We start from the raw sequence: 25159 nt of genomic DNA, 5'->3' as shown, positions 1-25159 counted from the left end.
TTGGGTGCCGGGCTCTCGCGTCTGCGGGTGACCCCGCGCCTCAGCCGGCCAGGTCGCACAGCGTCGCGATGCGCGTCGCGACGTCGTACGCGGTGGAGGTCACCATGAGCTCCGCGGCCCCCGTGTCGGCAACCAGTGCCTCCAGTCCCGCACGGACGGCGTCCGGCGTGCCCACGAGCTTGGTGCCGCCCACCACGTCCTGACCGGCGAGCTGACGCTCCGCCTCCTCGGGCGAGACCACCGGGCCGAGGCGTCCGGTGCGCAGGCTGGCCCACATCACCCGTGACGGGCCGGCCAGGTACTGTGCCTCGGCGTCCGTCGGTGCAGTGATGACCGAGGTGCACACCATCGCGTACGGGGCGTCCAGTTCGGCCGACGCGACGAAGGCTTCGCGGTACAGGGCGAGGACGCCGGCCGGGTCGAGCTGACCGAAGTGGGCGGCGTAGCAGTACCGCAGGCCGAGGCGTCCGGCCAGGCGCGCGGAGTAGTCCGAGCTGCCGAGCAGCCAGATCTCGGGGTAACTGGACGCCGCGGGCGTGGCCGTGAGCGTCGTGCCCATGCCGGTGCGGACGCCCGTCGGGCTCAGCCAGGCCCGCAGCAGGCGGAGGTGCTCGTCGAACTCCTCGTGCCCGAGGCCCTCCTGCGTGCGGCGCAGGGCCCACGCGGTCACCTGATCGGCGCCCGGGGCGCGGCCGATGCCGAGATCGATGCGCCCGGGGTGGATCGCCTCCAGCGCGGCGAACTGCTCGGCCACGACGTAGGGACTGTGGTTGGGCAGCATGACTCCGCCCGAGCCCACGCGGATGCGTTGCGTGCGCGCCGCGACGGCCGCGATGACGACCGGCGGGGTCGTCGCGGCGACCGCGGGCATGTTGTGGTGTTCGGCCACCCAGTACCGCGCCAGGCCCAGGTCGTCGGCGGCCCCGGCGAGTGCGAAGGTGTCGGTGAAGGCGTCCGAGGTCGTGCCGCCGGCGCGGACGGGTGACAGGTCGAGCACGGACAACGGCACGCAGAGCATGTCAGACCAACGTGGCGCACCCCTGCCGCATTCCCGGCCCTCGGGGCAGGATGGGCCCATGCGCAGCATCACCGCCCACCGGGGCGACCTGACCCACGAGCGCGTCGACGCGATCGTCAACGCCGCCAACAGCTCGCTGCTGGGCGGGGGCGGCGTCGACGGGGCCATTCACCGCGCCGCCGGACCCCGCCTGCTGGCGGCGTGCCGCGAGCTACGCGCCACCACCCTGCCGGACGGACTGCCGGTCGGGGACGCCGTCGCCACCGAGGCGTTCGACCTCCCCTGCCGCTGGGTCGTCCACACCGTCGGCCCGAACCGCCACGCCGGCCAGACCGATCCGGCCCTGCTGGTGTCCTGCTTCACGCGGTCGCTGGAGGTGGCCGCCGGGCTCGGCGCGGCGTCCCTCGCCTTCCCCGCGGTCAGCGCCGGCGTCTACGGCTGGGACGTCCGCGAGGTCGCGCGCATCGCAGTCGCCGCCGTCTCGGCCAACCCCGCCCCGGGCGTCGACGACGTGCGCTTCGTCCTCTTCTCCGCGGACGCCCTGGCGGCGTTCGAGGAGGTGTTGCGTGGCTGAGGTGCTGCGCATCGGGCAGGTCTTCGGCGTCACCCTCACCACCTGGCGCGGGCGGTGGGAGGCGCGCTTCCCCGGCGTGGCGCTCGAGGTGGTGGCGGTCGCCGACGCCGACCAGCGACGGGTGCTCGACGAGGGCAGCGTGGACGCCTGCTTCGTGCGCCTGCCGCTGGACACGACCGGGCTGCGCGTGATCCGCCTCTACGAGGAGGTCACCGTCGCGTGGGCGTCCAAGGACCACGGGATCGCCCTGTACGACGAGCTCACCCTGGCCGACCTCGAGGGTGAGGACATCCGATCCGAGGTGACCGACGCCACCCTCCTGGAGGCCGTCTTCGGCGATGCCGTGCTTCTCGTGCCCATGTCGGTCGCACGCTCCCACAGCCGGCGTGACTTCGTGGTCGTCCCCGTCACGGACGCCCCCACCACCGGCATCGCGCTGGCGTTCCGTCCCGAAGCGGACGGCGAGTTGCTCCAGGAGTTCATCGGCATCGTCCGGGGGCGGACGGTGAACAGCTCCCGCTCCACGGCACAGCCCAAGGCTGCGCCGCGCAGGCAGAACACGCCCCGCAGGGCCGGCGCCGGACGCCGCCCCTCACCCGGCCGCGGCCGCCGCTGAGCTGGCTCAGCCCGCCCACGACGTCCGCACCATGCGGAGCTCACGGACCTCTCCCGGCATGCCGGCCACCGACTTCGTGGCACCGTCGGGCTCGAACCCCTGCTTGCGGTAGAAGGCGATCGCCCGTTCGTTGCCCGCGAGCACCCAGAGGTACGCGTCCACGTCCCCGAGCGTCGTGGTCAGCAGCACCTGCGCGAGACCGGTGCCCTTCACGCGATCGAGCAGATAGAGCATCTGGAGCTCCAGGAGCACGTCCACGTCATCGTCGTCGTGGCGCGGTCCAGCCGAGGCGACCCCCACCACGTCGTCGCCGTCCAGCGCGAGCCACAGGTAGGCGCCGTCGAGCAGCCGTTGCTCCCACCGCTGCACGGCAGCCGGACGCCGCGCATCCAGCCCGGCGAGCACCTCGTCGGGGACCAGACCCCCGTAGGTCTCTCGCCACGCCGCGTCCTTCATCGCCAGCGCCGCCTCGAGGTCGAGGACGGTCGCTGGCCGAATCCGTGGGTGCATCAGTCCAGGTAGTCGCGGAGCACTTGCGAGCGCGACGGGTGCCGCAGCTTGCTCATGGTCTTGGACTCGATCTGGCGGATGCGCTCGCGCGTGACGCCGTAGACCTTGCCGATCTCATCGAGCGTCTTCGGCTGGCCGTCGGTGAGGCCGAACCGCATGCTCACGACGCCTGCCTCCCGTTCGCTCAACGTGTCGAGCACGTCGTGCAACTGCTCCTGCAGCAGCGTGAAGTTCACGGCCTCGGCGGGCACGACGGCCTCGGAGTCCTCGATGAGGTCGCCGAACTCGGAGTCGCCGTCCTCGCCCAGCGGAGTGTGCAGCGAGATGGGCTCGCGGCCGTACTTCTGCACCTCGACGACCTTCTCGGGCGTCATGTCGAGCTCCTTGGCAAGCTCCTCCGGAGTGGGTTCGCGGCCGAGGTCCTGCAGCATCTGCCGCTGGACACGCGCCAGCTTGTTGATGACCTCCACCATGTGCACCGGGATGCGGATCGTGCGCGCCTGATCGGCCATCGCGCGGGTGATGGCCTGCTTGATCCACCACGTCGCGTACGTCGAGAACTTGTAGCCCTTCGTGTAGTCGAACTTCTCGACCGCACGGATGAGGCCCAGGTTGCCCTCCTGGATCAGGTCCAGGAAGAGCATCCCGCGGCCCGTGTACCGCTTGGCGAGGCTCACCACAAGGCGCAGGTTCGCCTCGAGCAGGTGGTTCTTGGCGCGACGCCCATCCTCGGCGATCCACTCGAAGTCCTCGACGTCGAGCGTCTTGACGCGACCGTCGGTGATCGACTCGTCGGCGAACAGGCCGGCCTCGATGCGCTTGGCGAGCGTGACCTCCTGCTCGGCGTTCAGCAGCGCCACCTTGCCGATCTGCTTCAGATAGTCCTTGACGGGGTCCGCGGTCGCGCCCGCCGCCATGACCTGCTGCTCAGGCTCGTCGGTGTCGTCGGTGTCGGAGACGACGAAGCCTTCGTCCTCGGCGATCTCCTTCTCGTCCTTGGCCGCCTCGGTCTGGTCGAACGCATTCTCGTCGACCTCGTCCAGGCTGCGCTTCTTCCCGCCCACGGTCAGCACCACATCGTCGCCCTCACGTGCGAACTTGACGTCCTTGATGCGCTCGGGGCTGAGCACCTCGGCGACGGTCGGCGTTTCGTCGGCGTCATCCTCGTCGGCCATGTCGATGTCCTCGTCGACGAGCTCTTCCGGCTCGACGTCCTCCAGTTCCGCTTCGACGTCCGCGCCGTCGTCGTCAGCAACCGAGGGCTCCGGCTCGGCGGGGGCGGTGCCGCGTGCGGCCGGCTTCCTCGCTCCCGACCCGCTGCGCGCCGGCGTCCCCTCAGTCTCGAGGGCCTCGCCGTCCGCGGCCGCGGCCTTGCCCCGCGTGCGGGGTGCTTTCGCGGTGCCGGCGGCCTTGCGGGATGCGGTGGTGTTGGACGGTGCGGTCGTGGAGCGTGGAGTCACCGGGGCCCCTCCGTTCATCCTCTGTCTGGGCGTGCGCCGTCCGGGACTTGTCAACGGCTGGCGCACCGACCATTTTGACACGTCGCCGCCCCCCCACCCAAATGGGGGCCCGGGCTACGCTGTCGGCCGTGCCTGATTCGCCGCTGACCGCACCCGACGCGCCGCAACGCCCCTACGTCCGGGAGGTGCACGGCGACGCGGTCGCCGACCCCTACCACTGGATGGCCGACAAGACCGACCCGGACTTCGTGGCCTACCTGGAGGCCGAGAACGCCTGGGCGGACGCCGCGACCGCCCATCTCGACGCCCTTCGGGAGGAGCTCTACGGCGACATCGCCGCGCGCACCAAGCAGACCGACCTGTCCGTACCCCTGCACGTGAAGCACTCCGACGGCACCGCCTACTGGTACTACACGCGCACGACCGAAGGCCAGAACTACTCCCGCTCGTGCCGCCTGCCGGCGACCTCGCGGGACGACGTTCCCGACGTGACCGAACCGCACGCCGACGAGCAGGTGCTGCTCGACGTGAACCTCATCGCCGAGGGCCACGCGTACACCGCCCTCGGCTGGTCGGAGGTCTCCCCCGACGGACGCCGCCTCGCCTACTCCGTCGACCTCACCGGCGACGAGCGCTACGACCTCTACGTCCTCGACCTGGCCACCGGCGCGATCATCGACGGGCCGGTCCGGGGCGTGGGTGCCGGCGGTTCGTGGGCCGGCGACGACTGGCTCTTCTACACGCGTCTGGACGCCGCCTGGCGCCCCCACGAGGTGTGGCGGCACCGGATCGGCGATGCGGCGTCCGACGCACTCGTCCTCACCGAGCCCGACGAGCGCTTCTGGATGGGGCTGGGCACCTCCCGCGACGACCGCTGGGTCATCGTCGAGCTCGGCAGCAAGGTCACCAGCGAGACCCACCTCATCCCCGCCGACCAGCCGACTGCCGCGCCCCGGTGCGTCGCCCCGCGCCGCCAGGGTGTCGAGTACGCCGTCGAGGTCGGCCCCGACGCCCTCTGGATCGTCCACAACGACGACGCACCCCAGTTCATGCTCAGCCGCGCGACCCTGGACGCCACGGACGCCTCCGCGTGGGAGACCGTCCTGCCGCACGATCCGGCGACGCGCCTCCTCGGCGTGTCCGTCTACGACCGCGCGGTCGTCCTCTCGCACCGGACGGACGGGCTGCCGGGCGTCCGGGTCTTCGACCGGCTGCCGGGCGGCGAACTCGGGGCGGCGACGGAGGTCACCTTCGACGAGGAGATCTACGACGTCGCCGCGGAGGACGCGCCCGACTCCGACACCGACCGCATCCGCTTCGGCTACGAGTCGCTGACCGCCCCGCCGTCGGTGTGGGAGTACCGCCTCGACACCGGCGAGAGGCGGCTGCTCAAGGAGATGCCGGTGCTCGACCACCCCGAACACGGGCCCTACGACCGGACGCGCTACGTCGCCGAACGCCTGTGGGCGACCGCCCACGACGGCACCCGGGTGCCCATCTCGCTCGTGCGTCGCTCCGACACGCCCGTCGACGGGACCGCCCCGGGACTCCTCTACGGCTACGGCAGCTACGAGATCCCCATCGACCCCCACTTCGCCGTGAGCCGCATCAGCCTGCTCGACCGCGGTCTGGTGTTCGCCATCGCACACGTGCGCGGCGGTGGGGAGTTGGGGCGTCCGTGGTACGAGGCGGGCAAGGAACTGCACAAGGCCAACACGTTCACCGACTTCGTCGCCTGCGCACGCGAGCTCGCCGCCCAGGGGTACGTGGCTCCCGGCCGGCTCGCCGCCGAAGGCGGATCGGCCGGCGGCCTGCTCATGGGTGCGGTCGCCAACAGCGCGCCGGACGCCTTCCGTGCGATCCACGCGGCGGTCCCGTTCGTGGATCCCGTGACGACCATCCTCAATCCGGACCTGCCCCTCACCGTCATGGAATGGGAGGAGTGGGGCGACCCGCTCCACGACCCCGCCGTCTACGGCTACATGAAGACCTACGCGCCGTACGAGAACGTGGCTGCTCAGGCCTACCCGGCCATCCTGGCGACGACGAGCTACCACGACACCCGGGTGGAGGTGACCGAGCCCGCCAAGTGGATCGCCCGGCTGCGGGACTTCGCCACCAACGGGCAGGAGCACCCGATCCTGTTGCGCACCGAAATGGCGGGCGGCCACGGAGGTGTCTCCGGACGCTACAAGGCGTGGCGCGAACGCGCGTGGCAGCTGGCGTGGCTGATGGACCAGGTGGGAGCGGCCTGAGAACCCGCTGAGAGCAACCCCGAGCGGGGCCGCCTCCGGGAGTAGGGGGAGGTACGACTGCGGTCTCTATTCGCCTTGCCGCGGGGGCCCTGAGGGGGCGTTCGGGGGTTCCACCGAACAAATCCGGCTCGAGGTGCGTTGTACTTTCCTGACGAGAGAGAGGAACCGCTACATGATCTCGAGCTCCCCCCGTGCCCGTGCCAACGAGGGCATCGACGGCAAGGATTCCGTCGGCCTGTACCTCGACGGCATCGCGAAGACGCCGCTCCTGACCGCAGAGGAGGAGGTTCACCTCGCCCGGCTGATCGAGGCGGGCCTGTACGCCGAAGCCATCCTGGCCGGCACCGTGACCACCAAGGAGCGCGGCGGCCGCAAGGCCGCGAAGGCGTCCGACGACGAACTCCGCACCCTCGTCAACGAGGGCGAGCAGGCGATGCGCCGCTTCGTGACCGCCAACCTGCGGCTCGTCGTCTCGGTCGCCCGCAAGTACGGGCGCTCCCAGATGCCGCTGCTCGACCTGGTCCAGGAGGGCAACACGGGCCTCATCCGGGCCGTCGAGAAGTTCGACTACACCAAGGGCTTCAAGTTCTCCACCTACGCCACGTGGTGGGTGCGCCAGTCCATCAGCCGCGGCATCGCCCAGCAGGGCCGGATCGTGCGCCTGCCCGTGCACGTCGCCGAGCAGATCAACCAGGTGTCCGCCACGCGTCGTGACCTCGAGCGGCAGTTGGGCCGCGAGCCGGAGGTCGCCGAGATCGCAGCCCAGCTCGACCTCGACGAAGAGCGCGTCGTCGAACTGCTCCGCCTCGCCCGCGAGCACGTATCGCTGGATGCACCGGTCGAGGAGGACGGCGACACCGCCCTCGGCGACCTGCTCGCCCGCGACACCTCGCCGGGGCCGGACGAGATGGTCCTGGACGCCGAGGAGCGCAGCCGCCTCGACGCCATGCTGGAGCGCCTCGACGAGCGCTCGGCCGACGTCGTGCGCCGCCGCTACGGGCTCCTGGACGGCCGGCAGGCCAAGCTCGCCGACATCGCGCAGGTCTGGGGCATCACCGCCGAGCGGGTCCGCCAGATCGAACGCCAGGCCATCGCCAAGCTTCGCGACCACACGTTGGCCGCCTGAAGCACCCACATTCGGCACCCCAACCAGAGGGGCCGGGCCCGGAGCCCGGCCCCTCATGTGTGCGACGAGCGCGTCAGGACCCGACGATGCGGATGAGGCCCTCCTGGGAGGTCGAGGCCCCCAGCACGCCCTGCTCGTCGTAGAGGCGGCCCGTGGCGAAGCCCAGGCCGTTGGCGGCGTTCGGCGAGCTCTGGTCGTACAGCACCCATTGGTCGGCCCGAAGGGGACGGTGGAACCACATGGAGTGATCCACGGTGGCCATCTGAAGCTGCGGCTGGCCGAACGTGTACGGGTGCGGCACGGTGGTCACCCCCAGCAGGGTCAGGTCGGAGGCGTAGGCCAGCACCATCTGGTGCACGCGCGGGTCGTCGGGTAGATCGCCGTGGCTGCGGATCCACGCCTGCATGCGCGCCCCGCCGCGTGCGACCGGCTGGGTGGGCACGAACCGGGCCTCCACGGCCGCCCATTCGCGCTCCCACATCTCCGCTGCCCGGCGGCTGCGCTCCCCCAGCACCTGGGCCAGCGGTGGGCACTCGTCGGGCGGCAGCGGCTCCACCGCCGGTCGCTCGGTGTGCTCCAGCCCCTCCTCCGGCACCTTGAGCGAGGCGGTCATCAAGAAGATCTCCTTGCCGCGCTGCACCGCCTGGATGCGACGGGTCGAAAAGGTGCCGCCGTCGCGCGTCCGTTCGACGAAGTAGTCGATGGGGGCGTCCGTGGAGCCCGGCCGCAGGAAGTAGCCCTTCAGCGAGTGCGCCACTCTGGCGGCGTCCACCGTTTCGTACACGGCCGCCAACGCCTGCGCCATGACCTGGCCGCCGAAGGTGCGCTGCATGAGCGTTTCCGGGTGCTGGCCCACGTAGTGGTCGGCACCGGCGGCGTCCAGGTGCAACAGGTCGAGCAACTCGTCAACGTGCTGCATCGGGGCCCTCGCCCTCGTCGTCCTGCTGGGCGAGGAAGCGCTCGACCGCCGCCCCGATCTCATCGGGCGTCGGCACCGATGCCCGGCCGGACGCCTCGAGCTCGTCGTACTGCCGCTCGAGTTGCTCGACGAGCGGGCCGAGCTCGTTGTCGCCGGCCACCTCCGCCTCCAGCTGGGTGAGCGTCTGCAACGACAAACTCGCCAGTTCACCGGGCGGCACATCGAGCCCCGAGGCATCGCGGAGCCGCTCCAGCACCGCCAGCGCGGCCGGGGCGTACGTGCCCGGCGCGAGGTAGTGGGGCACATGCGCGACGAACCCCCGGCCCAGAATGCCGCGCTGCCCGGCGCGGAACTCGAGCATGCCAGCGAAACTGCCCGGAACGGTGACGCGATCGATCCACACGGGGTTGTCGGTCACGAGCTCGGGATCGGTCGCGTGGCTCGTGACCAGCACCGGCCGCGTGTGCGGCACACCCATCGGCACGCCTTGGCCCGTCACCACCTGCTCCACGCCCAGTTCGCCCGCCAGGTCGAGGATCGCCGCGCACGCCCGGTTCCACTGGGTGTCCGGCTCCGGGCCGGTGAGCAGCAGGAAAACGCGACCGGAGGCGTCCTTCACCTTGAAGAGCTGCAGCGCGTAGTCCTCCAGCGACACCCACGTGTTCGTGTCGAACACCATGGGCGGACGCCGTGAGCGGTAGTCGTGCAGCTGGTCGTGATCGAAGTCGGCGAGCACCACCGACTCGAGCGAGTCGCGCAGGTGCCCGGCCAGCTGGCGGGCCACCTGGCCGGCGTCGACGTAGCCCTCCAACAGGTGGACCAGCACGGGCCGCTCCCCCGCCAGGCTCGCGCGCACTCCGGGGTCGATGGTGTACAGCTGCCTCGGATCCAGCATGCGCGCCACTCTAGCCGTCCCCGCCGACGCTCCGGCTCACCCCAACGACGCCAGGGCCGACCGGACACGTTTCGCCGACACCGGTTGCGCCGTGCCGAGCGACTGGGCGAACAGGCTCACCCGCAACTCCTCGAGCAGCCAGCCCACGTCGGACGCCGCGGGCGGCAGCTCCCCCACCGGGTAGCGCTCGCACACCCGCGCGTAGGCCTCCTCCAACTCGGCGATGACGTCGAGGTTGAGCCGGTCGCGGGCCGGGTTCGTCCGCAGCCCGGCCAGGCGCACCTCGGCCGCGTGCAGGTAGCGCTCGAGGCGTCCGAAGTGGGGCTCGGGCGTCGCGGAGACGAAGCCGTCGAACACGAGGTTGTCGAGCTGGGCCTCGATGTCTGCGCGCGCCTCGGAGGCCGGCAGCCCCTCGAGCGTGCGGCGCACCTCGGCGTGGCGGCCGAGCGCGCGCGCCGCGGTGCGCACCACCGACTGCATGCGATCGGCGACGTCGGCGCGGACGGTGTCCCGGCAGCGGGCGAAGGCGGCCTCGTCACGGACGTCGATCGGGTCGCCCGTCGTGGCGACGACCAGATCACCGGTCGCCTTGAGCCGGCAGTCGGCGAGGGCCGCGTTGAGGTTCACGTAGGGGCCCGCGGCGAGCGCCACCTTGTCGGCGTTCGAGAGCCGCGCGAAGACCGAGCGGGCGGGGTCGGGCGTCGTGAGGACGACGAGACGGCGCAGCCCGAGTGCGTGCCAGCGGCGCGCCTTGGGCTCGGTGTCGGCGATGCGGACGCCGACCGTCTGGCCCTGGTCGACCAGCGCCGGGTAGCCCACGAGCGGCGTCGGGTCGCGATCGATCACCGACTCGCGCGGCAGCGTGCCGAACTGCCAGTTCGCCGCGCCCGGGTGGGCGAGGTCGGACGCCGCCGCGTTCAGCCGCCGCGCCAGGCGCGGCGCGAACTGCTCGCGCAACTCGCCGAAGTCCTTGCCGGCGCCGAGGGTGCGGCGGCCGTCGGTGATGACGTAGCGCACCCCCAGGTGATCGGGCAGGACGCCGGTGTTGAAGTGGGCCGGATCGACCACCTCGCCCGAGAGGCCTGTCAGAGCGCGGGCCAGGGCGACGTCGAAGGGCTCGGCGGTGGGGTGTTCGTCGAGCCAGCGCAGGGCCCGCCGTCCCCAGTCGGGGGCGGGCACGAACCGCGTGCGGACGGCCTTCGGCAGCGACCGGATCATCTCGGTCGCCAGTTCCTCGCGCAGGCCGGGCACCTGCCAGGTGAAGGGTGCGGCGTCCACCTGGTTGAGCACCGACACGTCGATCTCGACCGAGACGCCGTCGGTGCCGGAGCCAGGGTCGAAGTTGTACGAGACGGGCAGGGCCGCGGGGCCGACGGTCCAGGTGTCGGGGTAGGCGTCGGCGTCGACGGCACCCGGGTCGTCCACCAGATCGTCGAGGCTCAGGTCCAGGAAGCGGGCGTCGGTCTGACGCTGGTCGCGCCACCAACGGTCGAACGCCGCCACCGACGCGATCTCGGCGGGGATGCGCTCGTCGTAGAAGTCGAAGATGGCGTCGTCGTCGACGACGATGTCGCGGCGGCGGGTGCGCTCCTCCAGCTCGGACGCCTCCGCCCGGACTTGCTCGTTGCGGGCGAAAAAGTGGTGGCGGGTGTGCCAGTCGCCCTCGACGAGGGCCGACCGGAGGAAGACCGCCCTTGCCACGACGGGGTTGATGCGGGCGTAGCCGACCTGGCGGTCGGCGATGATCGGCACGCCGAGCAGGTGGACGGTCTCGGTGGCGACCGCCTGCCCGCCCTTGGCCGACCAGCGCGGCTCCGAGTACGTGCGCTTGAGCAGGTGCTGACCGACCTGCTCGACCCACTCCGCCCGGATGGGGGCCACGGTGCGCGCCCACAGGCGGGAGGTCTCCACGAGTTCGACCGCCATGACGAGCGGCGGGGGCGTCTTCGCCGCGGCCGAGCCCGGCTGGATCGCGAAGCGCGCCCCCCGCGCGCCGAGGTACTCCGCCAGCGGACGCCGCCCACGCTGGTGCCGCTGGCTGCCGCGCTGGCGTTCGTCCAGCAGGCCCACGTGGCTCAGCAGCCCGGCGAGGACGCTGATGTGGACGTTGTCCCAGTCGGGCTCCGTGCCCGTCCCGCCGGAGGAGACCCTGCTCTTCACCTCGGCGTGCGTCTTCGGCCCGCGGCGGTCGAGCGCGAGCTCGCCCGCGATCTCGCGCAGCTGGCTGACGAGGTCCTGCCACTCGCGGATGCGCAGGAAGTTGAGGTACTCGTCGCGGCACAGCCGCCGGAAGGCGCTGCCCGAAAGCTCGCGTCGCTGGTCGCGCAGGTACTCCCACAGCCGCCACAGCGCGGCGATGTCGCTGGCGTCCCGGTCGGAGCTCGCCTCCCCCGCCACCCAGAACCGCTTGTGGCAGGCGTCCGCCTCGCCCTGCTTGTCGGTCGGCCGCTCCCGGACGTCCGGGATGGCCAGCGCGGCCACGACCGGCAGGACGTCCCACGCGACGCCGCGGCGTCCGGCCTCGACGAGCATGCGCCCCAGCCGGGGGTCGACGGGCAGTCGGGCGAGGAGGCGCCCGGTCTTCGTGAGCGCATAGGCGCCCGCCGCGTCCGGCTCGGTGATGGCACCCAGCTCGCGCAGCAGCCGGACGCCGTCGCGCACCTGCCCGCGATCGGGCGGTTCGACGAACGGGAAGTCCTCGATCGGGCCGAGGCGCGCGTCAGCCATCTGGAGGATGACACTGGCGAGGTTGGTCCGCAGGATCTCGGGCTCGGTGAACTCCGGGCGGGAGGCGAAGTCCTCCTCGGAGTACAGGCGGATCGCGATGCCGGGCCCGAGGCGTCCGCACCGGCCGGCCCGCTGATTGGCCGAAGCCTGCGAGATGGGCTCGATGGGCAGGCGTTGCACCTTGGTCCGGGCCGAGTAGCGCGAGATACGCGCGTACCCCGGATCGACGACGAACCTGATGCCGGGCACCGTCAGCGAGGTCTCGGCGACGTTCGTCGCCAACACCACCCGCGTGCCCGTGTGCGGCGTGAACACCCGGTGCTGTTCGGCGGCCGACAGCCGGGCGTAGAGCGGCAGAACGTCGGTGTCGCGCAGCTTCATGGCGCCGATGGCCTCGGCCGCGTCGCGGATCTCCCGCTCCCCCGAGCAGAACACGAGGATGTCGCCCTCGCCCAGGGCGTGCAGCTGCCTGACGGCACGGGTGATGCCGTCGACCAACTCCTCGGACTCCTCCAGGGGCTGGTAGACCGTCTCGACCGGATAGGTGCGCCCGGAGACCTCGACCACGGGCGCGTCACCGAAGTGGGCTGCGAAGCGCGCGGTGTCGATGGTGGCCGAGGTGACGAGCACTTTGAGGTCGGGCCGCCGGGGCAGCAACTGCTTGAGGTAGCCGAGCAGGAAGTCGATGTTCAACGAGCGCTCGTGGGCCTCGTCGATGATGATCGTGTCGTAGGCACGCAGGTCGCGGTCGTGGCCGATCTCGGCGAGCAGGATGCCGTCGGTCATGAGTTTCACCGCGGTGCTGCGGCCCGCCTGACGGGTGAACCGCACCTGGTAGCCGACCGCCTCGCCGAGCGGGGTGTTCATCTCCTCGGCGATCCGCTCGGCGACGGTCCGCGCGGCGATGCGCCGCGGCTGGGTGTGGCCGATGCGGCGCCGCCCGGCCAGCAGGGCGATCTTGGGCAGCTGCGTGGTCTTGCCCGAGCCGGTCGCGCCCGCCACCACGACCACCTGGTGACGCTCGATCAGGTCGCGGATCTCGTCGACCGCGGCGCTGATGGGCAGCGCGGGGTCGAACTCGAGACGCAGATCGGCTGGCATGACCGCACCATGCTAGCCGCGGCCCGGTTCAGACCAGGCCCTCCAGCAGCGTCCGCGCGGCGCCAGTGGGCTCCCAACCGTGGGTGGCCCCCCGGCCCGGACCCCACTCGTAGGCGGCGCAGCTCGCCGGCACCCACACCACCTCGCCGGTGGCCGCCACCCCGACGAGCGTGGGCAGGGCGAGCGCGTCGCAGACGGCGTCCGGCGGCAGCGGCGTGGGCGTGCGGGGGTGGGCGGCGGCGTCCGCGGCCAGCGTGGCCCAGTCCTCCTCGCTGAAGGGGCGCTGCTGCAGCTGACCGGCGGCGTCGGGCAGGCACGCGACCCCGCGGACGGTGTCGGCGAGGTCGGGCACCAGCCACGAAGCCTCGCCGCGGCACAGATCATCCGGCGGCTCGACGGGGGTCGCCGGCTGGGTGGTCCGCTGGGCCCACAGCGCGTCGCCGAAGGCGGTGAGCACGGCGTCGCTGCCCAGACGGTTGCCCACGAGGCTGCAGCCGTACTGCTCGCCGCGGAGGGTGACGACCGTGCCGTCGGGGTACGCCACGGCCAGTCGGTAGGCCGGCCCGAAGTCCTCGGGACAGGCCAGCGTGGCCAGCTCCGCCACCTCCAGCGCGTTGTACGCCCGGGCGACCGCGTCGGCGTCCACGACGAGCGCATCGGGGGGCGCCACGAGCGCCAGTTCGTTGCCGGGCTCCTGGCACAGCCGCACCTGCGCGATGCCCTCGGCGAGGACGTCCGGCAGGTCGGGCTCCTCAGGGAAGGCGGCGCAGTCGACGACCGGGCTGGAGGCGGGGACAGCCGGCACCGTCTGCCCGGTCGAGCAGCCGACCAACGCGAGGGCGGCGAAGACGGCGAGGACGATTCTCATGCCTCCACCACGCGGCCCGCGCCCCTCACGTTGCGGCGGGAACCGTGAGGCCGGTGTGGTGGGCGGCGAAAGCGAGCAGGTCGGCCCACTCCGCGGCGATCATCGCCAGCGACTTGCCGGCGCCGTGCCCCACCGAGGACTCGATGCGCACGATCACGGGCGCCTCGCCGCCCTGGGCGGCCTGCAGGGCCGCCCCGAACTTGAAGCTGTGCAGCGGCACGACCCGGTCATCGTGGTCGGCCGTGGCGATGAGCGTCGCCGGGTAGGTGACGCCGTCGCGCACGTTGTGCAGCGGCGAATAGGCCAGCGCGACCTCGAAGTCGGCGGCCACGTCGGGGTCGCCGTAGTCCGACGTCCAGGCGGCCCCGCCGGTGAACTTGTGGAAGCGCAGCAGGTCGAGGACGCCCACGGTGGGCAGGGCGGCGGCGAACAGGTCGGGCCGCTGGGTCACCAGCGCCCCGACGAGCAGCCCGCCGTTCGACCGCCCGTGCACGGCCAACCGGTCGGACGCCGTCACCCCCGTCGCCACGAGGTGCTCGGCCACCGCCACGGCGTCGTCGAACACGTTCTGCTTGTGCGGGCCGCGGCCCTGGTCGTACCACGTGGTGCCGAACTCGCCGCCGCCGCGCAGGTTCGCGATGGCGAGCGCTCCCCCGGCCGCCAGCCAGGCCGACCAGCCGGGCCGGTAGTCGGCCGCGACCGGGATCTTGAAGCCCCCGTAGCCGTACAGCAGGGTCGGTCGAGGCCCGCTCGCGTCGTCGTCGGGGACGACCAGGAAGTAGGGCACCTGAGTGCCGTCGGCGCTTGTGGCCCGCTCGCGCGTGACCGTGAAGGCGGGCGCGAACGACGCGGACGCCCCAGCGAGCTCCAGGCGCTCGACGCGCGGGTCGGCGTCCGGGTCGTCTGGAAGTTCGATCCGGAAGGCCGCGGTGGGGGCGTCCAGGGTGGAGAGGCCGACGAACGCGGTCCTCCGGTCGGGCGAGCCGTCCAGGCCGACGAGGGCGCCGGCCGGCAGGTCGAGCTCGACGCCGGCCGTGCCGTCGAGCCGCGTCCAGACGACGACGGGCTCGGCGTCGTCGAGGTAGGCCAGCAGCAGTCCGTCGCCGGCCGCCTCGACGGCGCTGAGCGTGGCGGCGGCCTCGGGCACGACCTCGGCGAACTCGACGTCGCCGCGCGCCGCCCAGCCGAGGTCGACGCGCACGACGCGCCCGTGGGGCGCCTCCAGATCGGTCGTCAGGTAGAGCTGCGCGCCGTCGGTGCGGACGAAGCCGTACTCCGCGTCGGGCGTGTCGACGACCTTGACGGGTTCGCCGAGCTCGGTGCGCCCGTTCGCCGTGGTGAGGGGATAGGCCCAGAGGCGGTTGCGGTTCTCGGTGCCGCGCACGATCGTCACGATGAGCCAGGCCAGGTCGTCCGACACCTGCCCGAAGGCGAGCGTCATGGGCCCCTCCCCGAAGCGCAGCAACTCCTCGTCGTCGCCGTCGAGCCGGTGGATCATGAGCCGCCCGCCCTGCAGCCCGGCCGTGGCGGTGCCGCGGGCGTCCGCGGCCTCGTCGAAGGTGGTGTAAAGGAACGAGCGGTGGTCGGGCAGCCACGCGGGCGAGCTGAACTTGCCCACCACCGCGTCGTCGAGGTCGGTGCCGGTGGTCAGGTCCTTCACCCGGAACTTCTGCCAGTCCGAGCCGCCCTCGCTGGCGGCGTAGGCGAGCAGCGAGCCGTCCTTGGCGACGGAGAACGTGCTCAGTGACGCCGTGCCGTCGCTCGACCACGTGTTGGGGTCGAGGACGACGCTGCCGCCGCGCTCGAGTTCCTCAAGGGTGTCGGCGGTGTACCAGACGTCCTGGGCGGTGGTGCCGTCGTTACGGCTGAGGAAGAAGCGTTCCCCCCGGACGAACGGCATGCCGGCCCGCGGCCGGGCGACGATTCGCGCGAGGAGCTCGGTGAACCAGGCCCGGCCGGGCAGGTCGGCGAGGACGCCCTCGGCGAAGTCCCGCTGCTCCGTGACCCACGCGGCGACCTCGGGCGCGTCGGCGTCCTCGAGCCAGCGGTAGGGGTCGGCGATCTCACGCCCGTGCAGGGTTTCGACGCAGGCGTCCTGGCGGGTCTCGGGGTAGCGCATGCGCGCCAGTCTAGGGACGCCGCGGGCGGGCTCAGCCGCGCGGCTTCCAGGCCGCGGACACCGACCGGCCGGTGACGGCGGTGGGTTCGATCGCGACGAGCACCGGGCGCTCGCCGGGCGCCCACGGCTGGGGCAGTTCGGTGGGGCGTCCTTCGTGGGCGCGGGCACGACCGCGGACGAGCACCGACCAACCGGTGCCGGTCTCCTCGTCGATGTCGTCGACCTCGAACGCCACCTCGTGGCCGTCGGCGAGCTCGGCGGGCAGGGTGTCCTCGGCCACGCGGAACACGATGAGGCCGTCGGTGGGGACGTAGGTGACGGGCAGCACGACCATGCCCTGCGACGACGCCCACGCGACGCGACCGATCGTCCGCTCGGCGAGCAGCAGCGAGCAGTCGTCGGCAGTGATGGGAAGCAGATGGCCCACAGGCGTCACGGCCCCGACTCTACCGGAAAGGGCCCCGATGCCCTCACCCGAGCAGGGCGGCGGCGACCAGCAGCGTGCCGACCGAACCGATCGTCGTCCAGAACACCGAATCGCGCGCCAGCAGTTCGCTGCGGCCATAACGCGTGGCGATGACGAACATGTTCTGTGCCGCCGGCAGTGCGCCCAGGATCACCACGGCGTACAGCTCGTGCCCGCCCAGGCCGAACCCGTACCGCCCGATCGCCCACGCCACCAGCGGGTGGACGATGAGCTTGAGCACCACCGTCACCCACACCTGGGCGCTGTGATCGCCCACGCCCGGCTTCGGATCGAGCCGCAACGAGACGCCGAACGCCAGCAGCATGAGCGGCACCGCCATCGCGCCCAGCATGTCCACGGGCTGCAGGACGAACGCGGGCACCGGCACGCCCAGCAGGTTCACCGCCAGCCCGAGCAGGATGCCCACCGTGATCGGGTTGCGCACCGGCAACGACAGGTAGCGCCCCGGCGACAGCCGGACGCCCTCGGTGCGGGCGGCGTCCACGTCGAGCAGCGCGAGGCAGATGGGCTGCAGGACGCCGACCTGCACCAGCATGATCGGCGCCACCCACGTCGCGTCGCCCAGCAGCGCCATCGCCACGGGCAGGCCGAAGTTGCCCGCGTTCGTGTAGGCCGACGCCATCGCGCCGATGACCAGACCGCTCAGATCGGGCCGGAAGAACAGCCGCGCCAGCGCGAGGTACAGCGCCACCATCACGCCGATCGCGATAACGGACACCACGGCCGTGGCCGCGAAGACGTGGTCGAGGGACGCGCGCGCCACCAGCCCGAAGAGCAGCGGCGGGGACGCGACAATGAACGCCAGCATCGACACCAGCCGCCGGCCCCGCTGGTTGACCAGCCCCACGTGCGCGACCAGCCAGCCCACGCCGATCACGACCCAGATGGTCGAGATGCCCGTGATCGCCGCTTGCACCCGCCCAGCCTAGATCGGCGTAGGCTTCGCGTTTAATGACGACCACCCCGGCGCCCGGCCGCCGACGCAACCACGTGATCGACGTCGCGCGTGCGGCCTCGGTCGCGGTCGTGGTCATCTTCCACGGCCTGCTCTACCAGGTGCGGATCGTCGACGGGGCCCCCGCGATCATCCCGTGGGCGGCCCCCACCTACCTCTACCCGCTCACCTGGGTGCTCATGATCATGCCGCTGTTCTTCGTGGCCGGCGGCTTCGGGCACGCGCTCACCCTCGACCGGATGACCCGCGAGGGCGCCAGCCTCGGCCACTTCCTCGCCAGCCGCGGCCGGCGCCTCGTGGGGCCGCTGCTCGTCTTCGTCGGCTTCTGCACGTTCGAGGCGAGCGCCGCGGCCTGGGCCGGTCACGTGGACGCAGCGGTGACCCTCTCGCGCCAACTCATGCAGCTGCTCTGGTTCGTGTCGGTGTACCTCGTCATCATCGCCGTCGCGCCGCTCATGGTGCGCCTGCACGACCGCCACGGGGCGCTGCCGATGGCCGTGCTCCTGGCCGGTGCCGTGGTCGTCGATGCGTGGTCTTTCTCGGTGGGCAGCGACTTCGGCCGCAACCTCAACATGCTGCTCGTGTGGCCGTTCGTCCACCAGCTCGGCATCGCCTACGAGCGCGGCTGGTTCCGCCGCGGCCCGCTCTGGACGCCGTGGCTCGCGCTGGCCGGGGGCGCCGGCGCCACGGCGGCCCTGGTGTTCGGGGCGGGCTACCCGCCGACGTCGGTCGGGTTCGCCGACCTGCCCATCGCCAACATCCAGCCCCCGACACTCGCCATGGCCACGCTGGCGCTCGCCCAGTGCGGCCTGCTGGGGCTGGTCGAGCGCTCGGGCGTGCTGGCCCACCTGACGCCGCGGGTCGAGCGCAACCTCGCCGTCGCCAACGCCCTCATGGTCACGACCTACCTGTGGCACATCTTCTGCATCGGGCTGGCCGGGCTCGCCCTCGTGGGTCTGGTCTACCTGTGGCCGGCGGCGTCCGGCGTGCTGCTCAATCAGCTCGTCGTGGCGGCGTGCGGCCTGGCCACCGTGGTGGCCCTGGTGCCGCTCATCGGACGCCTCGAGTTCCGGCTCATCCCGCCGCTCGGCGCGCAGCAGGACACCAGGACGGCGGTGGCCGCCTTCGCGCTGCTCATGGCCGGGACGACCGGGGTGTGGCTGTCGGGGACCGTCCTGCACCCGGCGGCTCCGGCGTCGGTCCTGGCCCTGGCGAGCCTGTTCGGCGGCGCCTGGCTCATGCGCCGCGCCGCCGACACGCGGCGGCGTCCGGGGCCCGTGGCAGAATAGGGGACCTTGCGGCCGCGGGCGCCGCGTGGGGCGACGGGAGGCGGGCGGTGGATCCGAGGACGTGGGACGCGCCGCTCGAGGTCATCGTCGTGGCCCTGTGGGTTATCGTGATGGCCCGCGCCAACGGCACCTATTGGCTCGGCCGGCTCGCCGCGCGCGGCGCCGAGTCCACCCGCATCCAACGCCTCATGCGCTCCCCCGGCTACACCCGGGCCGTCGACCGGCTGAACCGGTGGGGCGCGCCGGTCGTGGCCTTGTCGTTCCTGACGATCGGGGTGCAGACGCTCGTCAACCTGGCTGCGGGCGGCATCCGGATGCCGCTGCGCCGCTACCTGCCCGCGGTGGCCCTCGGGTGCGTGGCCTGGGCGATCGTCTACGGGGCCGCGGGCTTCTTCGGGTTCGAGGCGCTGGCGCTGTTGTGGCAGCGCTCCCCCGCGCTCACCGTCACCCTCGGCGTCCTGCTCGTGGCGGGGTTCGCCGGGTTCGTCACGTGGCGCGTCCGCGAGAGCCGGGCCGGACGCGTCGCCGTCCCGGCCCCCGCGTCGGCCGGATCAGGGCAGGTCGACGACCGTCGAACCGGCGGCTGAGTCGTCGCCGGTGCGGGTGATCGTCCGCAGCACCTTCACGAACGTGCCTACCGCCGAGTCGCCGCCCCACACGTGGGCGGTGTCGCCGTGCACCTTGAGCACGACGTTGTCGGGGTTCTCGGGGCCGCCCTCCATGAACATGGACGCCCCGGTGCTCCAGAGCTGCTCGATGAGCGCACGGTCCTCAATGACGGTGGCCTCGCCCGACAACGAGACCCAGGCCGACCTCGACGTGTAGGCCACGTTCACCTGCGGGTGTGCCTGAATGTCGCGCACCACGTTGCTGCTCTTGCGCACCAGGAAGAGCACGTCGCCGTCGTCTTCGGCCACCTGCGTGGACAGGGGTCGGCTGACAAGAGTGCCGTCGGTCGCGCCGGCGTCGACGGTGGTGAGCATGGCGATGTTGATGTCGCCCATGATCTTCTGCACGCGCTCGACCTCCTCGGGGTCGGTCGTGACCGTCACGTCGTCGCTGGCTCGGTTCTCACTCATGGGCACTCCTTCGCTGCCGGACCCTCCGGATGAGGGCTGCGGCCAGCCTAGGTGGCTCCGACAAGCGGCGGAACCGCGCGGGCTAGAACAGGCGACCCCGCGGTGGGGCGTCCGTCCGGAGCGCCGGATCGGGCAGGTGACCCTCGTCGGCTTCCTCTTCGTCGCCATGACGGCGGGCGTGGGCCGCGTCCTCGGCGCCGGGGTTCGAGTGGGTCGGGTCGAGCACCCGCTGGAGGAAGGTGCGGGTGCGCTCCTCCTGCGGATTGCCGATGACCTGGCTCGGGTGACCCTCCTCGACGATCACACCGCCGTCCATGAAGATGACCCGGTCGGCCACCTCGCGGGCGAACGCCATCTCGTGGGTGACGACCATCATCGTCATGCCCTCGGTGGCCAGATCGCGCATGACGGCCAGCACGTCGCCGACGAGTTCGGGGTCGAGCGCCGAGGTCGGCTCGTCGAACAGGATCATCTCAACATCCATGCTGAGCGCCCGCGCGATAGCCACGCGCTGCTGCATGCCGCCCGACAACTGGGCCGGGTAGGCGTCCGTCCGGTCGCCCAACCCCACCTTGGTGAGGTTCTCGCGGGCGATCTTCTCCGCGCGGTCCTTCGGGACCTTCTTCACCTGCGTCTGGCCGATCGTGCAGTTCTCGAGCACCGTCAGGTGCGGGAAGAGGTTGAACTGCTGGAAGACCATGCCCATCTGGGTGCGGATGAAGTCGACGTCGGCGTCCGGATCGGTGATCTCCTCGTTGAGGATGAAGATGCGGCCCCGCGTGGGCTCCTCGAGAAGGTTCACGCAGCGCAGCAGCGTCGACTTGCCCGAGCCGGACGGCCCGATGACGCACACCACCTCGCCGCGGTGGACGACCGTCGAGATGCCCTTGAGGACCTCCAGGTCGCCGAAGCTCTTGTGCAGGTCGTAGATCTGGATCTCGTCCTCACGGTTGCCCGTGGGGATTTTCGTCGGGGTCGTCGTCATGGCGTCACCGGGCCTTCTTCTGTCGGGCCTCCATGCGGCGGACGAGGAACGTCAGCGGGAGGGTGATGATGAGGTACGAGAAGCCCGCCACGACCAGCGGGGTGAGGTTGCCGGTGCTGTTCATGAGGGTCCGGCCGAACTTGGTGAGCTCGAAGGCGGGCGCCATGAGGCCGAGCACGTAGACGAGCGAGGAGTCCTTGGTGAGCAGGACCAGTTCGTTCGTGAGCGGCGGCGTGATGATGCGGAACGCCTGCGGCAACACGATCTTCCTCATCGCCATGCCGGGCGGCATGCCGAGCGACCGCGCCGCCTCGATCTGCCCCTTCGGCACCGCCTGGATGCCGGCCCGGATCGTCTCGGCCATGTAGGCGCCGCTCACCATGCCGAGCGCCGTCCACACCGTGCCGTACGGGTCGAACGGCAACACGAGACCCGGGAAAGCGATCGAGATCGACCCGAACGCCAACAGCACGATCAGGGCGGGGACGCCGCGGAAGAACTCGATGTAGATGCTGGCCAACCAACGGTAGGGCGCCACCTGCGACAACCGCATGAGCGCCAGCACGGTGCCGATGGCAAGGCCGAACAGGAACGCCCCCGCGGTGTAGTAGATCGTGTTCAGCAACGCGTTGCCCAGGCCGGTGGTGACGGTCTGGGCGATGAGATCGGACCGGAGGAAGACCCGTTGCACCTGGCCCCCGTCGATGCGGGCGATGGCGAGAACGACGAGGGCCGCCAGCACGACGTACTGGACGATCCGGATGCGTTGCGCGCGCTTGCGGGGAGAGGTCTTCGCCCTGCGCACGGCGGTGGTGGTGGTCATGGTTCTCCTGCTCCCGAAACGGGCATGCTGACGGACAGCGACGGCGCCCGGTCGGGCTGAGTCCGGCCGGACGCCGTCGGCGTGGAGGTCACGAGGTGGGGGCGTCCACTCCGAACCACTTCTTGTAGATGTCGTTGTAGCGTCCGTCGGCCTTGGCCGCCGTCAGCACCTTGTTGATCTCGGTCTGCAGGGCCTCGTTGTCGGACCCGACGTTGAAGCCGTACTCCTCGCCCGTCTGGAACTCCTGCACGACCTGCGTGTCGGGGTTGTCCTTGGCGTAGTCGTAGAGCACACCGTTGTCGTTGATGGACGCCGCCACCACGCCGCCGAGCACGGCGTTCGAGCCGGTCGGCATGTCGTCGAACACGCGCACCTCGTAGCCGTACTTGCCGGCGTTCTCGTTCGCCCAGTCGAGGCCCGTCGTGTCGGACTGCGCGGCCAGGACCTTGCCCTGGAGGCCGTCGACGTTCGCGATGCCCGAGTCCTTGCGGACCAGCAGCGCCTGGGTGGCCGCGAAGTAGCCGTCGGAGAACCGCGCCGACTCCTTGCGGGCGTCGGTGATGGTGATGGCCGCGGCACCGGCGTCACAGCGCTTGGACGCGAAGACCGCGCCGGAGGTGATCTGGCCGAACTCGATGTCGACGATCTCCTGGGTGACGCCGAGGTCCTTGGCGACGAGATCCATCAGGTCGACGTCGAAGCCGACGATCTTGCCGGCGTCATCGGTGAACTGGAACGGCTTGTAGGCCAGGTGCGTGCACACGGTCAGCTTGCCCTCGTTGACAAGCTGGACGCCGCCGGCGGCGGCCGTGTCGGTACCCGCCGGAGCGGTGGCCGGCGTCGCCGAGTTGTTGGCGCACGCGCCGAGGCTGAGCGTCAGAGCAGCGGCAACGGCCGCCAGCGCGAGACGCTTCGTGGCTGTGGTGATCACGTGGTGTTCCTCCCGGATATGAGAAGTGATGGGGCATCTTTGCACTCCCCCGCCCCGATGCCGAGCCTCATCCAGATCAGTAACCAACCCGTGACAATGCCGGACGTGCCACGCTGGTGCCATGGAAACTCCTCCTGACGACGCCGCCCTCCCCGGCCCGCTGCTGGACGAACTCCTGGGTGTGGCGATGGACGTGGCGCGCGCCTGTGGGCGGCTGATCACCGACGAGCGGCCGCGCGACCTGGTGGCCGACCACTTCAAGACCTCCTCGACCGACGTGGTCACGATCATGGACCCGCGGAGCGAGGCACTGGCCCGCGCCGAGCTGGCGCGGCGGCGTCCGGAGGACGGGGTGGTCGGCGAGGAGGGCACCGATGTGCCGGGCACCTCGGGCATCTGGTGGCTCGTGGACCCCATCGACGGCACCGCCAATTACCTCTACGACATGGGCTTCTACGCGGTGTCGGTGGCCGCGGTCGTCGGCGACCCGCACACCGCGCGGGCCTGGTACCCCGTGGCGGGCGCCGTGTTCAACCCCGTGGCCGACGAGCTGTACCTGGCCCGCCGCGGTGGCGGCAGCTTCGTGGAGACCGGCGGTGTCCGGACGCCGCTGGCCGTCGGCACGCGCACCGAGCTGGCCCGCTGCCTGACCGGGACGGGCTTCGGGTACGCCCCCCCATCGCGGGCCAAGCAAGGGCGGGTGGTGGCCCAGGTGCTGCCGCGCGTGCGCGATATCCGACGGATGGGCGTGGCCGCCCTGGATCTGTGCCACGTGGCTCGCGGTCGGCTGGACTGCTACTACGAGGCCGGCGTGAACGCGTGGGACATCGCCGCCGGCTGGGTGATCCTCGAGGAGGCGGGGGGCGTCCTGCGCGGCACCGGCGGGCAGCGACCGTCGCGGCTGCTGACGTTCGCCGGTCAGGGGCCAGCGCTGGACGAGTTGGAGGAACTCGTCGTCGGCCTGCTGCGCGAGATCGATCCCGACGCCCCCGAGCCGGACCTCAGCTGAGATGGAAGGCAGGATGGACGCGTGATCGATGACCCGACGCCGCTGCTCGAGTTCGACCCGAGCACACCGGCGCTCATCGAGCCCAGCGCGGCCGTGCCGCGAGCCGACGTGCCCGCGGCGTGCGTGATCACGTTCTTCGGCGACGTGGTGCAGCGCCTGCTGGCCGCCGGCGCCCGCGTCATCGACGAGAACCAGTGGGAGGACGGTCCGCACGTGCTGCTGGAGACCGAGCACGAGGGCCAGCGCCTGGCGGTGCTCCACTCCGGCGTGGGCGGGCCGCTCGCGGTCGGGCTGCTGGAGGAGACGATCGCCCGTGGCTGCTCCGCGTTCGTGGCGTGCGGAGGCGCCGGATCGCTGCACCCCGAGCAGACGCTCGGGCACCTGGTCGTCGTGTCAGCCGCGCTGCGCGACGAGGGTACGTCGCTGCACTACCTGCCCGCCTCGCGCTGGGTCGAGCTGGACGCCGCCGCCCGTGGCGTCCTCGAGGCAACCCTCGCCGACCACCGGGTGCCGCACGTCACCGGCCCCACGTGGACCACCGACGCCCCCTACCGCGAGACGCCCGCCAAGATCGCGTTTCGACGCGATGAGGGCTGCCTGACCGTGGAGATGGAGGCGGCCTCGCTCGCGGCGGCGGCCCGTTTCCGAGGCGTGCCCTACGCGCAGGTGGTGTACTGCGGCGACGACCTGTCGGGGCAGACGTGGGACAACCGCGACTGGCAGACCGCCGCCCACGTGCGGGACAACCTCTTCGCCCTCGCCGCTTCCGCCGCCCTGCGCCTGGCTGACGCCGACGGCGTCCGGCCCGAGAGCTAGTCCGCCGGCGGACGCCACGCGGTGCCGCGATAGGACCACACGGCGAACGCGACGCACCCGGCGAGGACGAGGGCGAACAGCACCCAGAAGACGGCCGCCGGCGGGGGCGTCCCCAAGGCGACCTGGCCGACGGTCCAGATGCCGTACCCGATGAAGACGAGCACTGCGGCACCGAACCAGCCCATCTGGTTCGCGAGGCGGGCCCGGGTTGCGGGGAGGTTCTCGGGCCGCAGCCAGTACTCCTTGTGCGGCAGGTTGACGAGATCGGACGGGAAGCGACCCATCAGGGCGGGGAGGAACCAGAACATCAGCGCCGTGGCGAGGCCGACGAGAGTGGCGGTGACGAGGTGAGCGGCGAGAGGCTCCCACCGGTCTGCCGTCCCGTCCGGCCCCACGTGGGCGGGCACGCTCTGCGGCAGCGTCACCGCCTGCAGGACGACGAGGGCCCCATAGGCCGCAGACGCCGCTAACAGCGCCACCCTGCCCGGAACCGGTCGGGCCGACATCGTCGGCGCCTGGAGGTGGTTGCTCACGTCCTCACCGTACACCCGGCCAGGCGGGTCGCACGGACGGCACGGACCCCCGGGGAATCAAGCT

22 protein-coding genes and 1 pseudogene are annotated in these 25159 nt (G+C 71.7%); 8 read left to right on the top strand and 15 right to left on the bottom strand.

Annotated elements, in window-relative coordinates; translation table 11 throughout:
* Positions 1 to 40: 40 nt before the first annotated feature.
* Positions 41 to 1009 (bottom strand): LLM class flavin-dependent oxidoreductase, encoded by a 969-nt coding sequence (locus Q1K57_RS01565; protein ID WP_300078209.1) that lies wholly within the window; start codon positions 1007 to 1009, stop codon positions 41 to 43.
* Positions 1010 to 1076: 67 nt separating this feature from the next.
* On the opposite strand from Q1K57_RS01565, the gene Q1K57_RS01560 reads away from it, so the two are divergent.
* Complete coding sequence (locus tag Q1K57_RS01560; protein ID WP_300078206.1) at positions 1077 to 1592, top strand: O-acetyl-ADP-ribose deacetylase; 516 nt, start codon at positions 1077 to 1079, stop codon at positions 1590 to 1592.
* The gene (locus tag Q1K57_RS01555; RefSeq protein ID WP_300078204.1) at positions 1585 to 2208 is read left to right on the top strand and encodes a LysR substrate-binding domain-containing protein; all 624 of its coding nucleotides are present in this window, start codon (positions 1585 to 1587) and stop codon (positions 2206 to 2208) included. The genes Q1K57_RS01560 and Q1K57_RS01555 overlap by 8 nt, the downstream gene beginning before the upstream one ends.
* A 6-nt stretch (positions 2209 to 2214) precedes the next feature.
* Here Q1K57_RS01555 and Q1K57_RS01550 read toward each other — a convergent pair whose 3' ends face one another.
* Positions 2215 to 2718 carry a GNAT family N-acetyltransferase gene (locus tag Q1K57_RS01550; RefSeq protein ID WP_300078202.1) on the bottom strand — a complete coding sequence of 168 codons (504 nt, stop codon included), beginning with the start codon at positions 2716 to 2718 and terminating at the stop codon, positions 2215 to 2217.
* Complete coding sequence (locus Q1K57_RS01545) at positions 2718 to 4178, bottom strand: RNA polymerase sigma factor (RefSeq protein ID WP_300078199.1); 1461 nt, start codon at positions 4176 to 4178, stop codon at positions 2718 to 2720. The genes Q1K57_RS01550 and Q1K57_RS01545 overlap by 1 nt, the downstream gene beginning before the upstream one ends.
* A 128-nt stretch (positions 4179 to 4306) precedes the next feature.
* Here Q1K57_RS01545 and Q1K57_RS01540 point away from each other — a divergent pair, with 128 nt between their 5' ends.
* Positions 4307 to 6433, top strand: a complete 2127-nt coding sequence (locus Q1K57_RS01540) for a S9 family peptidase (protein WP_300078196.1) — start codon at positions 4307 to 4309, stop codon at positions 6431 to 6433.
* Between the two features lie 172 nt (positions 6434 to 6605).
* Positions 6606 to 7559: a sigma-70 family RNA polymerase sigma factor gene (locus Q1K57_RS01535; protein ID WP_300078193.1), complete on the top strand. Its 954-nt coding sequence runs from the start codon at positions 6606 to 6608 to the stop codon at positions 7557 to 7559.
* 73 nt (positions 7560 to 7632) lie between these two features.
* Here Q1K57_RS01535 and Q1K57_RS01530 read toward each other — a convergent pair whose 3' ends face one another.
* Genes Q1K57_RS01530 through Q1K57_RS01500 form a run of 7 tightly spaced genes read right to left on the bottom strand, consistent with a single transcriptional unit; the run spans position 7633 to position 17591 of the window.
* Positions 7633 to 8478 carry an acyl-CoA thioesterase II gene (locus Q1K57_RS01530; protein ID WP_300078190.1) on the bottom strand — a complete coding sequence of 282 codons (846 nt, stop codon included), beginning with the start codon at positions 8476 to 8478 and terminating at the stop codon, positions 7633 to 7635.
* Complete coding sequence (locus Q1K57_RS01525) at positions 8465 to 9373, bottom strand: PAC2 family protein (protein WP_300078187.1); 909 nt, start codon at positions 9371 to 9373, stop codon at positions 8465 to 8467. Before Q1K57_RS01525 ends, Q1K57_RS01530 begins: the two co-directional genes overlap by 14 nt.
* Before the next feature lie 36 nt (positions 9374 to 9409).
* Complete coding sequence (hrpA, locus tag Q1K57_RS01520) at positions 9410 to 13201, bottom strand: ATP-dependent RNA helicase HrpA (protein WP_300078184.1); 3792 nt, start codon at positions 13199 to 13201, stop codon at positions 9410 to 9412.
* 28 nt (positions 13202 to 13229) lie between these two features.
* Positions 13230 to 14069: a hypothetical protein gene (locus Q1K57_RS01515; RefSeq protein WP_300078181.1), complete on the bottom strand. Its 840-nt coding sequence runs from the start codon at positions 14067 to 14069 to the stop codon at positions 13230 to 13232.
* 25 nt (positions 14070 to 14094) lie between these two features.
* Positions 14095 to 16188, bottom strand: a complete 2094-nt coding sequence (locus Q1K57_RS01510; protein ID WP_300078179.1) for a prolyl oligopeptidase family serine peptidase — start codon at positions 16186 to 16188, stop codon at positions 14095 to 14097.
* 31 nt (positions 16189 to 16219) lie between these two features.
* On the bottom strand, positions 16220 to 16624 hold the full coding sequence (locus tag Q1K57_RS01505; protein ID WP_300078176.1) for a pyridoxamine 5'-phosphate oxidase family protein: 405 nt from the start codon (positions 16622 to 16624) through the stop codon (positions 16220 to 16222).
* A gap of 34 nt (positions 16625 to 16658) precedes the next feature.
* Entirely contained in the window at positions 16659 to 17591 is a 933-nt protein-coding gene (locus tag Q1K57_RS01500) for an AEC family transporter (protein ID WP_300078173.1), read from the bottom strand.
* A gap of 35 nt (positions 17592 to 17626) precedes the next feature.
* On the opposite strand from Q1K57_RS01500, the gene Q1K57_RS01495 reads away from it, so the two are divergent.
* Positions 17627 to 18919, top strand: a complete 1293-nt coding sequence (locus tag Q1K57_RS01495; protein ID WP_300078170.1) for an acyltransferase family protein — start codon at positions 17627 to 17629, stop codon at positions 18917 to 18919.
* A 47-nt stretch (positions 18920 to 18966) separates the two neighbouring features.
* Positions 18967 to 19506: a VTT domain-containing protein gene (locus Q1K57_RS01490; protein WP_300078167.1), complete on the top strand. Its 540-nt coding sequence runs from the start codon at positions 18967 to 18969 to the stop codon at positions 19504 to 19506.
* Here the strand turns inward: Q1K57_RS01490 and Q1K57_RS01485 are convergent.
* The 4 genes and pseudogenes from Q1K57_RS01485 to Q1K57_RS01470 form a co-directional block, all read right to left on the bottom strand.
* Entirely contained in the window at positions 19471 to 19998 is a 528-nt protein-coding gene (locus Q1K57_RS01485) for a pyridoxamine 5'-phosphate oxidase family protein (RefSeq protein ID WP_300078164.1), read from the bottom strand. The genes Q1K57_RS01490 and Q1K57_RS01485 overlap by 36 nt on opposite strands.
* Positions 19999 to 20212: 214 nt before the next feature.
* Positions 20213 to 20983 (bottom strand): annotated as a pseudogene (locus Q1K57_RS01480) (amino acid ABC transporter ATP-binding protein); the annotation flags it as partial.
* Positions 20984 to 20987: 4 nt separating this feature from the next.
* A complete protein-coding gene (locus Q1K57_RS01475; RefSeq protein ID WP_300078161.1) occupies positions 20988 to 21806 on the bottom strand; it encodes an amino acid ABC transporter permease in 819 nt (272 codons plus the stop codon).
* Between the two features lie 88 nt (positions 21807 to 21894).
* Positions 21895 to 22737, bottom strand: coding sequence for an ABC transporter substrate-binding protein (locus Q1K57_RS01470; protein WP_300078158.1), 843 nt, complete (start codon positions 22735 to 22737; stop codon positions 21895 to 21897).
* 121 nt (positions 22738 to 22858) lie between these two features.
* Between Q1K57_RS01470 and Q1K57_RS01465 the strand changes: the two genes are divergently transcribed.
* Both Q1K57_RS01465 and Q1K57_RS01460 read left to right on the top strand, forming a co-directional pair.
* Positions 22859 to 23746: an inositol monophosphatase family protein gene (locus tag Q1K57_RS01465; protein ID WP_300078156.1), complete on the top strand. Its 888-nt coding sequence runs from the start codon at positions 22859 to 22861 to the stop codon at positions 23744 to 23746.
* A gap of 21 nt (positions 23747 to 23767) precedes the next feature.
* Positions 23768 to 24562, top strand: a complete 795-nt coding sequence (locus Q1K57_RS01460; protein ID WP_300078153.1) for a nucleoside phosphorylase — start codon at positions 23768 to 23770, stop codon at positions 24560 to 24562.
* Here Q1K57_RS01460 and Q1K57_RS01455 read toward each other — a convergent pair.
* The gene (locus Q1K57_RS01455; protein ID WP_300078150.1) at positions 24559 to 25095 is read right to left on the bottom strand and encodes a hypothetical protein; all 537 of its coding nucleotides are present in this window, start codon (positions 25093 to 25095) and stop codon (positions 24559 to 24561) included. The two genes, Q1K57_RS01460 and Q1K57_RS01455, sit on opposite strands and share 4 nt — an antisense overlap.
* Positions 25096 to 25159: the final 64 nt, after the last annotated feature.

Origin of the sequence: Propioniciclava sp., assembly GCF_029977985.1 — a bacterium.
Taxonomy (GTDB): domain Bacteria; phylum Actinomycetota; class Actinomycetes; order Propionibacteriales; family Propionibacteriaceae; genus Propioniciclava.
This window is presented reverse-complemented; position numbering and strand designations above follow the sequence as displayed.